The organism is Anabaena sp. PCC 7938, assembly GCF_049315035.1.
Lineage (GTDB): Bacteria > Cyanobacteriota > Cyanobacteriia > Cyanobacteriales > Nostocaceae > Anabaena > Anabaena cylindrica.
In genome coordinates this window covers 5,631,042-5,646,173 of the sequence record NZ_CP186034.1, presented here as the reverse complement: position 1 = coordinate 5,646,173, position 15,132 = coordinate 5,631,042, and the positions used below count along the sequence as shown (strand labels likewise).

General features: G+C 38.1%; 10 protein-coding genes and 1 CRISPR repeat array (1 of these 11 cut by a window edge). All 10 genes read right to left on the bottom strand.

Features of this window, described 5'->3' with window-relative positions; translation table 11 throughout:
• Positions 1 to 387: a CRISPR direct-repeat array (repeat unit 37 nt; unit sequence CTTTCAACCCACCCCTAGTCGGGATGGTAGTTGAAAC) (it extends 28 nt beyond the left edge of the window).
• Between the two features lie 486 nt (positions 388 to 873).
• Entirely contained in the window at positions 874 to 2,802 is a 1,929-nt protein-coding gene (cas12k, locus tag ACOWPH_RS25155; protein ID WP_015212849.1) for a type V CRISPR-associated protein Cas12k, read from the bottom strand.
• Between the two features lie 640 nt (positions 2,803 to 3,442).
• Complete coding sequence (locus ACOWPH_RS25150) at positions 3,443 to 5,314, bottom strand: GmrSD restriction endonuclease domain-containing protein (protein ID WP_150110987.1); 1,872 nt, start codon at positions 5,312 to 5,314, stop codon at positions 3,443 to 3,445.
• A gap of 202 nt (positions 5,315 to 5,516) precedes the next feature.
• Positions 5,517 to 5,798 carry a hypothetical protein gene (locus ACOWPH_RS25145; RefSeq protein WP_422665632.1) on the bottom strand — a complete coding sequence of 94 codons (282 nt, stop codon included), beginning with the start codon at positions 5,796 to 5,798 and terminating at the stop codon, positions 5,517 to 5,519.
• Between the two features lie 99 nt (positions 5,799 to 5,897).
• Positions 5,898 to 6,194, bottom strand: coding sequence for a hypothetical protein (locus tag ACOWPH_RS25140; protein WP_015212846.1), 297 nt, complete (start codon positions 6,192 to 6,194; stop codon positions 5,898 to 5,900).
• Positions 6,195 to 6,286: 92 nt separating this feature from the next.
• On the bottom strand, positions 6,287 to 7,651 hold the full coding sequence (locus tag ACOWPH_RS25135) for a restriction endonuclease subunit S (RefSeq protein ID WP_015212845.1): 1,365 nt from the start codon (positions 7,649 to 7,651) through the stop codon (positions 6,287 to 6,289).
• Positions 7,652 to 7,733: 82 nt separating this feature from the next.
• Positions 7,734 to 9,482: a type I restriction-modification system subunit M gene (locus tag ACOWPH_RS25130; RefSeq protein ID WP_015212844.1), complete on the bottom strand. Its 1,749-nt coding sequence runs from the start codon at positions 9,480 to 9,482 to the stop codon at positions 7,734 to 7,736.
• Positions 9,483 to 9,530: 48 nt separating this feature from the next.
• Positions 9,531 to 10,277 carry a hypothetical protein gene (locus tag ACOWPH_RS25125; protein ID WP_015212843.1) on the bottom strand — a complete coding sequence of 249 codons (747 nt, stop codon included), beginning with the start codon at positions 10,275 to 10,277 and terminating at the stop codon, positions 9,531 to 9,533.
• Between the two features lie 42 nt (positions 10,278 to 10,319).
• On the bottom strand, positions 10,320 to 13,052 hold the full coding sequence (locus ACOWPH_RS25120) for a DEAD/DEAH box helicase family protein (RefSeq protein WP_015212842.1): 2,733 nt from the start codon (positions 13,050 to 13,052) through the stop codon (positions 10,320 to 10,322).
• Between the two features lie 150 nt (positions 13,053 to 13,202).
• Entirely contained in the window at positions 13,203 to 13,676 is a 474-nt protein-coding gene (locus tag ACOWPH_RS25115) for a hypothetical protein (protein ID WP_015212841.1), read from the bottom strand.
• A 296-nt stretch (positions 13,677 to 13,972) separates the two neighbouring features.
• Positions 13,973 to 15,013 (bottom strand): CHAT domain-containing protein, encoded by a 1,041-nt coding sequence (locus ACOWPH_RS25110; protein WP_015212840.1) that lies wholly within the window; start codon positions 15,011 to 15,013, stop codon positions 13,973 to 13,975.
• Positions 15,014 to 15,132: the final 119 nt, after the last annotated feature.

Sequence of the window (15,132 nt, the reverse complement as noted above, 5' to 3'; positions counted from 1 at the left end):
AGTTGAAACCTCAACGATATATTCTGTTTCTGGTATTTCTTTCTCTCGCTTCTTTCAACCCACCCCTAGTCGGGATGGTAGTTGAAACCGGGGGGTGCTAATTGCGATCGCAAACGCGGATTGTGGACTTTCAACCCACCCCTAGTCGGGATGGTAGTTGAAACTTGAGGTACAGCTATCCTTGATTTCTTCGATCATAAAACTTTCAACCCACCCCTAGTCGGGATGGTAGTTGAAACTTTTGAAAAAGTAGAGGAATGGATGCAGCGGGGTGACTTTCAACCCACCCCTAGTCGGGATGGTAGTTGAAACTTTGGAGGAAAACTAAAATGTTGTCTGCTCGTACAAAGCTTTCAACCCACCCCTAGTCGGGATGGTAGTTGAAACCGCGCCCGTCTAGACCCTTGCCAATACAGGTTTCCAGATGCGATTTTGGCAAACCTGTTAAAAAATCTGTTTTTTTGCTCTCAATAGAGGACATTCATCACTCTTCAAATGAGTCAAATAAATACTGGACAAGGGATTCAAGGTTTTGGCAGATCCCCAGGGTTTTTGACCCCGCTTATGGTTCGCCAAAAAAAAGATTTGGGAGGATTCCCCCGACGAAGGGGGTGATTCAGTAGCCACCACTGTGGAAATCCACATCGTTATAAATAACGACTATGGCTAAAAGCCTTACTCCTTATTGCTGGGAGCGCACCTATCCTGTCTTGCGACAGCAGCATCAGAAGCGGGCAGCTACCAGGCTCAGAAAGCATGACAGTCTTCCAACTGCCAAACTAAGCCAGATTTTTCATAGTACAGAGACTCCAAGGAGCATGAACTACGGCGCTGTTGTATCCATATTATATTGTCAAGGTTCGGATTAGTAAACTAAATTAGCGCAGCTTGACGTTCTTGGTAAGTAAAGACGGCTAAATCTCGTGCTTTTTCTTGTGGACTGCCTCTGATTGACTGTTTTCCAGTTTCAATTGCAATTCCAGCTTGTGCTGCTTGGGATTTGATACTCTCGATTAATCGTCCATAACTCCAGCGATGAACGTTTATTCGATATTCTTTGGCGTATTTTTGTTGGCCTTCTTTGTAACCAGGGCATTGATTTTCTGCTCTGGATTGAATTTCACTGCTGATTTGCTCTCGCATATCGCGGAGTTTGGGTAAAACTATACTGCCAGCTTGATATTTTTTAGCGATCGCAATAATTGCATCTGCTAACAATCTATCCACATATTGTCCTAATTCAGATTCACCAAAAGAGTTGGGTGCATTTTGTTTTTGGGCTTTGTGGCGTTCGTGAGATAGGCGTTGCTGTTGTTGTCGCTGACGATTCAGAAGATTATAGTTTTCACCAAGTAGTTGTTTGACACTGCGATAAGCTATAACTTTATTTTTAACAACATCTACGACTGCTACTGTGACTGGTTTTTCTAGTCCAAAACTAACACCTATGAGGATAGAAGATTTACCTTGATAATTAGGTTTACTGGGACGAGGAAAAGGGTTATTAATTCGAGCTAGTGTTGATTGCTGACGAGTAATAAAAGCTTGTTGTTTATCGTTGAGATCATCTTTCTGTTTTGTTTTATTTAAAATTTCGGTAATTGCTGTAACTTTCTCCTCAACTACCTGTTGAGTTCCTTCGGTAGTCAGCATTCGAGTATCTAAAGAACAATAAAAATTTAGTTGATTTACTTTCCAATGTTCACCTTTTTCTTCACCTGGCAACCAAGCTATTCTTCCTGAGCGTAGAGTAAACAAACTGCTTGAGTGCTGCCTTTTACTATTGCGTAGAATTTCTTGATCCTCTAAAAAGCGTTGGAAGTAGTGCAAATGACGCTTATCGCAGTAAATCTCAAAAGTAAGTTTTCCCAAGCCATTGAACCGTACAAAGAGACGATTTTTATCATTCTTTAACCATGTCATATCCTCGTTAGATTCATAAGCTACAGGAAAGGGAACATTAGCAGTTTTTCTTAAAAGTGCTGCTTGCCATGCTTTTGCTTCATTTTCATTTTGCGGAACATTGAAGGTGGCAATTTCTAAGGTTTCTAACCATTCTTCTCCTGTCAAATCTCTACCTTTGGGGATGCGACTTTGGAGTTGATCTTTTAATCGCTCAATTTCTATTTCTTTTCTGCGCTTATTTCTGGTAAATTCTTCTGGGTTTTCATCCAGTTCACTAATTTGACAGTTATTTTTGAGTAGATATGCAAGAGCGCAACGAGTAAGAGGTTCTTCCGCTTCTTCGTAAGTGCTTAAAAAAATTTTGAAAATTGAAGATGTTTTCGGTTTTGTGGATTTTTTAGTCTTTTTTACCTTTTTCTGTTTGTCATTTTGATTCCTACGGAGCGCTTCGCTATCGGACTGAGGGGTAAATTTGCTAAAAAGTTCAGTGGCTTTATTACGGATTACTTCTAAGCTAGATTGACTTTCTTGCTCAAGTTCTTGATCACTTTTGAGCATTTTTAGCCAACGCTGTTTCCCTTCTATTTGCTGCTTTCTGCGTTTCTGTAAAGCAAACCAGGATTTATACAGATAATCCACTAAAGTAATCGCTGAGGTGTAAAAACGTCCAGGTTGTCCAGTAAAAGGTTCTTGAGTTTTCAGGGAGTTACCCAGTGTTTTGAGTAATTCAGCCGGTATTCTACCTTTTTCTAGCCAGGTTTCAAATTCTGGGTGTTTTCCTATCTGTAGCAAAATTTCATTGATGAATGGTGTATTTTTTTCACTCATCAATTCCCATAGTTGACGGAGGCTGTCTTCTTCAGCAACCAAGCGACATTGAATTGTGATAACGCTCATGGTGTCCTCAGCTTTGTGGATCTGATTTTTTCAATGGTATTTAGGGCTAATTCAGAAAAATTTAGGCGGCGACACCATAATCTAAACTCATCTTGGTCTAACATAGTTAATTTTTAACTTTTTGGTGTAGATTTTGAGTATTCATTTTATATAAACAAATAATCGCTATTCAAATATTACTAATAATTCCCAAAAATAATCTATTCAAAAAACTTAAAAAATGTTGCTATATCTAGATAATTGATCAACTTGAGAAATTATGTACTTGCATCAAAAGTTTTTGTTTAATATCATTTTTTAAATTTAGCATAAAAAATTAATTTTAATTGCTAGTTAAGATATTTTTATCATATATACTACATTGAATTATCAGTATATAAATTAATCTTTCCAAACATTACTTTGCTTGTATATCATGGCTTATGACTGTAGTATATTGTTACTTCTTTGGAATAAAAAATATGGGAGATACAATTTTTTTTACACACATTAATACCGTAGTTTATGAATGTGAGTTTACGTAAAAGGAAAGTTTCTCTTATTAATTGTAATATTTTGTTATATTGTCACTTTTATAATCTTCAACTATTAGATAAATTAATCAATCAATGAAAGAAATGGCAAATGCTGAAGACTACACCTAATTTCTCAACAAAGTTTCTGGAAGGATAGGACTGGCATAACCGTTGTGATATTTAAGGCTAAATTCATCAAGGTATTCCATATCTAAACATTTACCCATCGCCTGACCAATTAACTCTAATAACGCTTTGCTTCGCGCTTGAAAAAAGTCATCAAAGTCATCTCTCCGTAAAGTTTCTGGATCTATGACATGAGACAGCAAGATTTCGTCCAATCTCTGTGGTGAGATACCGGACATCTCTAGTTCTTTGAGGTAGACTGAAGGTGCTTTACTGCCAATTTTTTTGTTAGTTTTGGCACTCAAGGGAGTGCGATTCACTAAGCAGTTATATTTTTTGGGATCTATGCCTTGTTTTCTGCACCAGGCGACAGGGAAGATATGATGAGAATCTATCTTTTCCTCGAAATAAAGCACATCATTGATTTCTTCGCCGGTAATCCAATCAATTGCGCCAGAAAGTCGCAGGAGTGCTGATAAACCTTGATAAACTGCACCATAACGCTTTCTTACAGTTAGCAAACGTTCATGAGTGAAATTAGCTTCCCGAATTGTGGAAGGGAGCGAATCTCCATGTTTTAGCCACAAAGGTATTTCTACTAAATCTTTTCCTGTGCGGGTTTCGTGCCAACCTGTGTACATCTCTCCAAACATTCCGCACCAAAACCAACGTTCTAGCATGGAGCGAGATTTTACAGAACGGGATTTTTCGCCTAATACAGTTAAAATTGCGGCTAAGGCAACTATTTGAATGGGATAACCTAAATCTGTGGCATCAAAGATTTTCTGCCCATGCAGGAATCTGGCTGCTTCTTCAAAGCCGGCAGTGACTTTATTCGCCCAATGAGAATATTCTGTGATGGAAATTTTTAAAACATCTGAGCGGCCACAGGAAACCGCAGGTAATTTTTCTAAATTGCTGCCTTTCTTGATAGCTTCCATTCTCCGTGCATAGCCAGCTAATAAAGCTACCGTTTGCAAAAAGTCGGTGTTACGAACTAAGCGCAGGACTTTAAATTGCTGAAATTGAGCTTCCCGTAATTTCCAATCATCTCGCAGGCTGAAGTCGTTAGCGCAGTAGCTGGAACTCATTAAATCGAAGAAGTTGAGATCACAGCCGGAGGTGTTGGTATCTTCAAATACTTGACAAACCGCTTCTTTTGGTAAGGAATCCCGCAGTTGGATGACTGGAATTTGATAATGCTCAAATTTTTTCAGGACTTCTAGTTCTAAGGTGTCTATTAGTTCTAGTTTTTGAGGATCATATTGCCAATATTTGGAATATTTACTTCGCCATTCTGAGAAGAAGAAGATTTTTGATAAGGGGAAAAGTCCAGCTTCATATTCTTTTTCTGGGGTGGAACAATCAATGATTTCACCGCCGAAACTTCTCAGTTGTTTTGATTCTGAGAAGGCGAGAATGGCACTGCGTCGCTCGCTGTTATAATCTAGGCATTTGGCAATATCGAGGTAATACCATTTTTTAATCAATTTTTGGCTTTTTTGATCTTTAATAATCACAGGTTGCTCTGAAAGTAGCACCATAAACAAGGTAGTCAGGCGTTGCTGTCCATCGAGAATCAAGAGATTGGGACTATGATTTTGTGGTTTTTTAACGTTGTTGATAAGCCGGGGTTTAAATTGTCCTTGCTGGTTGCTTTGTTGCAGCATCATGACTGCTCCAATGGGGTAAGCTAGGGAAATACTGGCAAGCAGACGACGCACACGAGCATCATCCCAAACCCAATCTCTCTGAAAGTCTGGCAGTTGGATGCGTCCAGTTTTTACATCTTTTAATAAGTCGAATAAAGGATATTTGGTAATATCAAAGGTGCTGATAGAGTGCATTGGCGGCTCTGAGGTGATGATCATTTGTGTATACGCTGCAAGGACAGAAATTTAAATAGATATAGCTAAGTGCAAGCAATTGTGAGCTAAAAAAATGTTGTTTATTTTTCGGCGATTTAATAGAGATTTATGTCACAATAATCTTCCTCTTACTGCTAGAGCAAGAGGTTTTAGGATGAGTTACTCGTAACTCACGATCAATTAGTAGGAAAGTTGGGCGGTAGAATTATATTTGTTGAGTAATAACGAGTTGTTTAAATTGATTAAGTAAATCGGCCTGCCGCAATAGGAAGGGAACATAATGCGGCCGTCTATCAAAGTTTGTTCCCCAGTCTTTGATGGTGTGCGGACTTAACCCTGTGGCTTTGGCTAGAGCATGAATACAAGCTTTACGATAACCTCTTGAGGGGTCAACATCTACCCACCTTTGACAATACTCCATTGGCTCCAAGGGCAGGTGACGTATGGTGTCAATCCTCTGCTCTTCTGGATTGGGGGAAAGTCTCACAAGCAATCTGGGACTCAAGCAGCAGTCTGATACGATAGTTTCTAGATTAAGAAATTTCTACCGATAACACCAGTCTTTTACTCGTGATTTACGACTAAACTATTTTTGTGGATAATCAGGGGGTAAGACAATTTTCCGGATCTGGTTGAGCATATCCGCCATTCTCAGAACATGGAGAACATGATCTGGCCGTCTTTCAAAGTTTGCTCCCCAATCGTTGATGGTACGCGGACTTAAAGCTGTGGCTTCTGCTAGAGCAGCAATACAGGCTTTGCGATAGCCTCGTTCCTCTGGGGGTATTTCCACCCAACGTTGGCAATATTCTAGCGGCTCCAAAGGTTGTCTACTGAGTACGTCGTTAATATATTGGGTTGAAAGCGGCTTACTGTCTATCACCTTTTTTGATGTGGTTGGAATATAAGTCGTATTTTGCGACTCTTATATAAGATTTTCCAGAAGGGTAACTGAGTTAGCATTTACTAACCTGGCTATTCTAAGCCTGGTAAGGTTAGTTGTAGCGCGTTTGTTTGTCGCTGGGTGGCTGGGATAGGAAAGTTTTCCGCTTTATCTGTAGATTTTGGTTTTGGCTGTTGTGGGTGAGTTTCTGCGGATAATGCGGATATGTCTACATCGTTGCAGTCTGAGGATGTGAGTTCACCACGAAAGGCGCGATGTAGCAGGGTTTGAAATAAATGTTCTGCTTGGCGTTCTGCTTCTCGTTGTTGGGTGCGAAAGCGATCATGTTTTTGGACTATTTGGGCAAATTTTTCTTGAAGTGGGAGAGGGGGGAGAGGAACAATACACTGTTTTACGATGCCAGTGCTAATAGTATTTAATCCACTTGTTGTATTACTTGAATTATGAAAGTATTTCCGACCGCCCGAATTATTTATATAGTAACTTAGATATGCACTGTTAATAATTTTAGGATTTACACGCACACGAATTAAATGATTTTGATGCACACAATTTTCTATTGAGCCATTCCAAACTGCACATCTTCCAATTTCTTCAGTATTTCCATGACCTTCAACAATTAAAATGTCATTTTTTTGTAGTTTGACACGTCTAAATTCATTTTCTGTTAAACTTATAGTTTTTATTTCCGATAGTTCAAGTTTATTTCTATAAACATTAGCAACTCTAAGGTATGGCAATTTAAGCGGTAGATTTTCTCTTTTTTGACTAAGTTGAATTCCACCTTGCACTTCACTAATTTGTTCTAAAAAGCTTTTATCCCAACCCATTGGATTAGTTGCAGGATCGCCAAACATTTCCAGAAAGACGGATTGGAGGAAGGTTTCGCTGAGTTGTATGGAGTAACGACGGGTTCGACGCAAGCGATCGCATTTTTCCAATATTACTGCAATTCGCTTTTGTTCTGGTAATGGTGGGAGGGGAATTGGATATTCGTCTAATAACTCTTTTCTTACACCATCTTGTCCAGCAGTTCGTGAAGAATTAGATATTATATAATTCAGCAGTGTTTGATTTTGGAGAAAATAATAAAGATATCCCTTATTAAGAACTTTGTCATTTTTGGGATTAGCCTTCATTAAAGCGACATTATACGATCCTTTAAGTCCTCTTAGTATTTGAAATATTGGAGGTCCATATCGCCCTATCATTATGTCATCTTCTGTGCAAAATCTTTTAGCAAGTGCTTCTGGAATGTAAGTTTTATTTTTGTCAGATTTGTAATCTTGTATCTGAATTAGTCTAATATAGCCAGGTTTAGGTTCATAGACAAAACATTCTTTAGGCGGCTGACTTCCTCCTATAATGTCACATACATTTTGCAGTGTTACATAAGACCAACCATGAGGTAATATTTTCTGTTTATCTATTAACATTGAATGCTTAGTTATACTAAATGATCAGGTGTTCAATTCTAAATATAGGTGGCTAACTAACAAAACAGTTAAACCAATACATTTATAACAATATCTCCAATTCTCGCACCTCAGCACCCATAACATCCTCCAACTTCAACAACCTTTCTAACGTCACCTGGGGAACATCATAAAAAACCTCATCCTGTTCCACCTGACGATAACGACTAGCAGATAAATCATATTTATTCCCCCTTACCTGCGCCTTAGTCACCCAAAATTGACGATTCAGGCGATTAATTTCATTTTGCAACGGTGAGATTTTTTCATGTAATAACGCCAACTTTTGTTTATCCGTTTCCAAAGCCTGACTAGTTGCTTCATCATCAGCCGGTGCAACAGCATTTTCAAAACTTAACCGATTAATTTCCTTATGTAATAACAAACGTTCCGCTTTTAAAGGTGCAATTTGCTTTTTTAACTCCGCTAAACGTTCCTCATTTTGTTGAGTAACATCAGCATTAAACCGATTTTGCCAACAATCCAAAATATCAGGAATATCGTTTTCAGTCACAGGTTGACGCTTATCATCCAGAGAAAAGCCATCATGCTCCATATCATAGAACCAAACGCGGTCAGTCGTTCCCCCACGAGTAAACAGCAGCACCGCAGTAGATACCCCCGCATAAGGTTTAAACACCCCGCTAGGCATAGAAACCACCCCATCCAAGCGATTTTCTTCTATAATCTTTTTGCGAATCTCGACGTGCGCTTTACTAGAACCAAACAGCACCCCATCCGGGACAATAACTGCACATCTCCCACCCATATCTAAAACCCGCAAAATCAAGTGCAGAAATAATAACTCGGATTTTTTGCTTAAACCTGCCAATTTGGGATGTACATCTGCCGCATCAACCGCACCCTTAAAAGGTGGATTCATTAACACTAAATCGAGGGTATTTTCATCATCAAACCTTTTAGAAAGGGTATCTTTAGCAAAAAACCGAGGCTGTTCAATACCATGCAGCATGAAATTCATAGAACCGATGCGTAACATCGTCATTCCCGAATCATTATCATAAGCTGTAAACGCCTCCGTTTGCAGAAATTCTGATTCTTCAGGTGTGAGTAAATCACCAACTAAATGTTTATTACCTTTTTCGTCAAATAATATTTCTGGACTGGTGTTTTTTTCTAAAATATATTGATAAGCATTAACGGGAAAACCACAAGTACCCGCCGCTAAATCACCAATTCTATCAGTAGGTTTAGGTTCTACCATTTCCACCATCATGCGAATAATATGGCGGGGAGTTCTAAACTGGCCATTGCGTCCAGCAATACTTAATTTATTTAATAAATACTCATATAAATCACCCTGAACATCTTGATTTTGTTCAGAGATTTTCATTTCATCAATTGATTTACAAGCCTCAATTAACAAACTGGGTTTATTAATCTTAAATTCCGCAGTTTGCATATACTCACTAAAGGAACTTTTATCTTCATTAGTTTCTTGCTTGTTTCCTTCCTCATTTTCTTCCTCGTTGTCAGAATTACCCATTTCTTTCAACCAGGGGAAAACTTTATTTTTGACATGATTTAAAGCATCCTCGGCTTTCTTCTGTGTCCAATTTCGCCAACGCATTTCTGCGGGAATTTTGGGCTGATAATCTTCTTTGCGGCGTTTGGCTTGACGTTCGTTTAAATCTTCGGTTTCGTCTAAGCGTTTGAGGAAGAGGAGAAATGAGAATTGTTCGATAGCATCCATTGGGTTGGATAAGCCTCCTGTCCAGAGTTTATCCCACAGTAGGTCTACTTTTGATTTTAAATTGGGGTCGGTTAGCATAACTAATTTATAAATTCATCCTCTTTTGATTTATTCAATTATTCAATTCTATTCAATTAATTTGTTTAATCCTGCTATTGCAATTTCTCCAAGATTTTCAGTTATAATTTCCATTTTGTCTACTAAATCCCAATCGAATACTTTTGTCGCGGATAATGCACCGTGAGCAGTTGCATTGCGTAATGCTTTAGAAAGCTGTACGACCTTATCCCAGCTATCAATTTCTTGAGACTCAATAATCCAATTTTTGATTATTGTTGCATCACCACGTTCAAGACCTAAAAAAGTAATAATTGCGTTATGTTCATTTTCTGCTACTGGTTTATTTAACCATAAATCAAGTTTATGTGTACCAATTGGTGGTTTCAGAGAATTATATATTGGTAAATCACATTTTTCTATAAACTGTTGTATTGTTGAGGGGTGAAAACCTCTATTTTGGTCATTCATTAAAGTTTTCGCAATAGTTTCAAATCCACCATGTGCAATTACAAGTTTCCATTGTATACCTCTGACTATATGTGTTTCTCTCAATTTATATGGTAGTGATTCCTTTCCAATTTTAGGAGACTCCCATTCAAGAGCAGATTTAAGCAAATTATACCCAGATGGTAGAGACATAAAGATATCAGTTATATGCTCATTATCATCGCTGTGAGTAGCATGAAAATATTGTAATTTTTCGTGTATATATTTTCTTTTTTCTAAATCAGATGTCCATGATCCAAAACGACCAATCTTATCCCATAAAGATTTTATAGTTTTATCGAATCTGTCATTAAGAGTTGAACTCATATAAAAACTCCAGTCTAAACTATTAAATATTGTATTATTTTTTTACGCCGCCAACAATTCCGTAAACGCCAACAAATCATCCACCTCATCATCAGAAAAAAACCTATCAACGGCATTTTTCCCAAACCTAGCCAAAGCTCCCTCATACAAATCAGCTACCTCTAACCTCCGCTTTTGTAAAAACACACTCTGCACAGCCCTTAAAAAATTAATCTGATTAGCGTTATACTGGTGTTTGGCAATAAACTCCTCAAATTGACGCTTTACCACCTCCTCATAATCAGGTATCGCATCCAAATCCAATAAATGCCGCAAAAACGCCAATAAACTATTAGCTTTTAGCCCGTAAGCCTTGCGAATATTCGACTCAGAAAGCTGAATATTACCACCTCCTAAACCTTGGCGTAAAGTTCTCTCTAACTCAATTAATTGCCAATCTGTAACCGCTTCACCTTCCTGAATAGCCTTAATAGTAGGATGATCATCTACAATTACATTTATTTTCTCCTCAACTCGTTTTTTATATTCCTCCACATAAACTTGTTCACCACCCTCACCCACAGTAATAAAACCGCGAGTAGCCACAAAATCAGCTAAATCTAACTCTAAAAAAATACTAGGGCGTTGTCGCCGATTTTTCATTTCTTCAGCTAAATTAGCTATTATCTGATTCAATTCTTTCACTGTTGCATTATTCAAGCGTGAAGATAAACACAACTTAATTGCATCTTGTTTTCGTTTATCTTGATGGATAAAATCAGGTAAACGACTCACATCTTCAGCAATAGATTGTACAGTATCCGGTTTTGCTCCTTCGGTTTGAATTTCTAATTTTAATCGTTCAACTTTACTTGTAAAAGTCGCTGCTGCTATCTCAACACCTGGCACAAATCGCAACAGAGGAGCAACTTTAAACCGTAATGACTTCAATTTATCTTTAGTAATGTAATTCCAAAATAAATCTGTCCAAGCTTCTGCAATATCCACTATCTTCTTTTTGACAGTAAATGAATCTATCGGAATTTGGGTTATTTGTTCCCGTAAACTTGCAATTACCGCTTGACAATCTGGTGATTCTTGATTATGTAAATATAACTCCAGTAAATCCAAACGAGTGTTAAAAATGCGTTGAAGTACAGGAATAGTTTGGGCTACTTCTGTTTGTGCTTTAGCTTCAAATTCATTTTCCCAAAAATCAATAATTAAAAATTCCTGCTTAGTCCGATTTGGCAACCATTCCAACTTTTTACAAGCCTTTTGATTTCGCGTTCCGCGTCCAATCATTTGCCAAAGTTTAATCTGTGATTGCACAGGTTTCATAAACACCAAATTCATGATTTCTGGTACATCTATACCCGTATCCAGCATATCCACAGATATAGCAATGCGGGGCATATCCTCTTTTTTGAAATTCCCTGTTAGCTTACCTTTATATTCTGTTTTATGGGTAATTACGCGCACTAAATCAGAATATTGAGGATACATTTCTTCAAAAGTTGTAGATAGCCGTAAAGCGTGTTTTTGAGTCAATGCAAATACAATTGTTTTCGCTGGTAGTTGCCCTGATTCATCTTTATGGCAATGTTCCATAATTTCTTCCCACTGCTTGCGGAGAGTGTCTTTATTACTAACCTTTTTTTCTAAATCTGTACCGGAAAAATCAATATTATCTGGGTCAGTTCCTTGTGCTATCAATACATTCTGTTCTTCTTCTGAAAGTTTTGCGCCTTTAATACCTTCACTTTGAAATTTAGTTTGTGCTTGATAAAGACTAAAATCAACTAAATTTTTCTCTTCAATTGCTTGTTTATAGGTATATAGAAAACTAGGAATACCATCAAAACAGTGAAAAGTATTAAATGTATTCCTATCAATAAAACCTGCGGGTGTAGCTGTTAAACCAATCATCCTCCCATCAAAATATTCCATTACCTCTTGAAAGAGGTTAAAAATAGAACGATGTGCTTCATCAAAAATAATTAAATCAAAAAAAGCTGGACTAAAGTTTTTATAGGAATTTCTCAAAGTCTTTTCAACAACAACATACAGCCGTTTAGTTTTATCTATGTTGTAGCTGTAAATGCGATCGCATGGTTCATGGGGAATATGTTCCATAAAACCATCTTCCAAAGCTTGCTTGACTAAATTATCCCTATCAGCAACAAATAATATTTTACGACTTTGATTAGCTTTTAAAAATAAGTCAATAATTGCCATTGCAGTGCGGGTTTTCCCTGTTCCCGTAGCCATTACCAACAAAGTGCGGCGTTTTCCCTGATCAAATGTTTCACAAACCCGACGAATAGCTTCTTGTTGATAATCTCTGCCGGCAATTTGGGTATTAATGGGTATTGAACTTAACGCAATTTGATTTTGGCGAATATACAATAAATTCTCTAAATCTGATGGCGAGAAAAAGCCAGCTACCTGTCGTTTTGCAGAATTTCCCACATCCCAAAAATAAATTTCCTCCCCATTAGTCATAAACGCAAAAGGGCGGAAACTTTGATGTTTTTCTATTTCTTTAACGTAGTATTCTACCTGGGTTTGGGCAATTTTAGGATCACTGCTTTGGCGTTTTGCTTCCACCACTGCAATAACTTCCCCATTGGGTTGGTACAAGCAATAATCAGTAACACCGTTCCAAGGTTCGGCATTATAGCCATCAACAGGAATTTCTAACCCCACTTGGTTATGGTCTTTGATGTTCCATCCTGCTAGGGTTAAAGCAGGATCAATTAATTGTTTCCTAGTGTTGGCTTCGTTCGCTGACATTACAGCATCCTTTATTACATTCTGCTTTGCAGAGTATTACTGTGTTTATATTTGGCTATGCCGTAACAGTATAGTATGCTTTTTAGCGTTAGCCAACTGGAATTGTGTAAAAAACTATCACTAATATTGTGGGTGTTTTCTCTTACAGAACTAGAAACCTTGTGAAGGTTGGTGAGTTTTTGGTATTGGTTGTTCAAGGGGAACTACAAACCTAAAACGATGAGGATTTTTATCTTTCTCAATCTCTTCTTTCATCTCTCTAGCCCAACTACCATTACCTCCCATGAGACACCAGCGTATCCAAGCCCCAGATGGATTCCTAGCACTGCTCCAACCAGGATCATTATAATCTGGGTCATGGGTTTCAAAAAAATCCACTATTTTGTTAAGATCTTCCAAAGTTAAAGGTCTTTGCCCTGTCAACCCCTTTGCTACCGCTATATTTCTACCTCCACCGAATTCTTCATGGAGTGCAAGACCACGTTTTGCTATCGATATAATTAGTGGTGGAATCTTAATTTCTTCTTCTGTATCATTATTTTGACTGGCAGCAAGGTAAAGAGTTAAGGATAAGGATAGAATTTGTTGCCGCATTTTCATAATCAAAACAGAGGAGTCAGTCATTTTTTGTTATTTATAGATATACATATAGTATAAACATTAATATACTATGTATAATAATTTACTCATTTAATGAAAGCCTTGATGTTGTTTCTAGGAAATCATGTTTATAGAACCCATTTGGTATCTTTTACAATTCACACACAATCTAAAACTAACAGGACTTACGCATGAGGAACGAAAAATAAAGGGTTTGAATTAGGCATGGCATAATAGCTCCAGAAACATTAACCAATGCCCAATCTCCACGAGTAGCCTATTACGTAAGTCCTACTGATATTAGAGTGTTCCAACGAGAGTTAAATCGTTAAATTTACCAAGCTTAATAAGTCGTGCCAATCAGCACCTAGCCATGCAGTAATTTTAGTTAGATGGGGCTGAAGTTTTGCTATTACAGAGGCAAACTCTCCGGCTTTTTTGGCATATTTCAAGGCTCGGTTAAGTGCGTTACCCATCTCGTCTTTATCTGGCTGTGGCTTATTTAGCTCCTCCTGGGCTTCTTCAAAGGCATTATCAATTTTCCGGCGGTCTGAGGTTTCTAACTTCGCCAGTATCTCACGTAAGGCGTTGAGTTCTGCCTCTATATTGACGCTTGCAGGTGCGGGTAAACTGACCTGTTGAAAATTGATGTTTGCAGTGTTGCTATCTCCTGTTATCACCGCGCCACCAGTGACACTACCCCCAATAGAAACTGAACGGTTTTGCCCGCTCTTGTTATCGTTATTCACACCATTATTCTTGTCAGATTTGACTGGATTTGCTGGTTTTTCGGTCTGATAATGCCGTCGCCGAATTTTTATTTCTGGGGTTGCGTATTCTGGAATTCCCTGCAAGTCAATGTTGGTACAACCAATTTGAAAACAATCTTCATAATTCCTCCCAGCCCCTAAACCCGTATAAAATCCGATGCTAAACTTAATCGCTGCTTTATCGCCAATCGCCTGATTCATCCCCACCACACAATCAATATGTTGATGAATTGCTGTGGCTTGTTCCTCGCTGTAACAAGCGTTGAGTAAAACACATTCAACCTGTTCTTGGAACAAGTCAAATAGCTTTGCCAGGGCTTGGGTACTGACAAGTTGCATCTGCCCAGAATTATCTTCCAAGGCTAATCCATCAGTACCAGAACCATGTCCCGAAAAGTGAACAATTGTTGGTTGATGGTGAGACAAGAAGCGGGTTAAATCATCCACTCGTACCGCAGATTCTGTGATGATTTGAAATTCGTCTCGATGGGGAGATAGTTGCAGTGTGTTTTTGATTTCCCGCACTTCTTCATCTAGGCGAAGATTTGCTGTGTTTTTGGGGTTAGCGGAGAGGATGAGGATGTTTTTCACGGTGTTATTTGATATGGTTTTTTATAGCAGTAGTCGGCGGACATACTAAAGCGCCAAAACCAATTTACAGCAAACATTTCACTTTTGACTTTTGACTTTTGACTGTTCGCTAATTATCG

What these genes read in the sequence shown, in the direction of transcription:
- ACOWPH_RS25135 (WP_015212845.1), bottom strand. Translation starts at nt 7,651, where the DNA reads ATGTTAATAGATAAACAGAAAATATTACCTCATGGTTGGTCTTATGTA.
- cas12k (WP_015212849.1), bottom strand. Translation starts at nt 2,802, where the DNA reads ATGAGCGTTATCACAATTCAATGTCGCTTGGTTGCTGAAGAAGACAGC.
- ACOWPH_RS25115 (WP_015212841.1), bottom strand. Translation starts at nt 13,676, where the DNA reads ATGACTGACTCCTCTGTTTTGATTATGAAAATGCGGCAACAAATTCTA.
- ACOWPH_RS25150 (WP_150110987.1), bottom strand. Translation starts at nt 5,314, where the DNA reads ATGATCATCACCTCAGAGCCGCCAATGCACTCTATCAGCACCTTTGAT.
- ACOWPH_RS25130 (WP_015212844.1), bottom strand. Translation starts at nt 9,482, where the DNA reads ATGCTAACCGACCCCAATTTAAAATCAAAAGTAGACCTACTGTGGGAT.
- ACOWPH_RS25125 (WP_015212843.1), bottom strand. Translation starts at nt 10,277, where the DNA reads ATGAGTTCAACTCTTAATGACAGATTCGATAAAACTATAAAATCTTTA.
- ACOWPH_RS25120 (WP_015212842.1), bottom strand. Translation starts at nt 13,052, where the DNA reads ATGTCAGCGAACGAAGCCAACACTAGGAAACAATTAATTGATCCTGCT.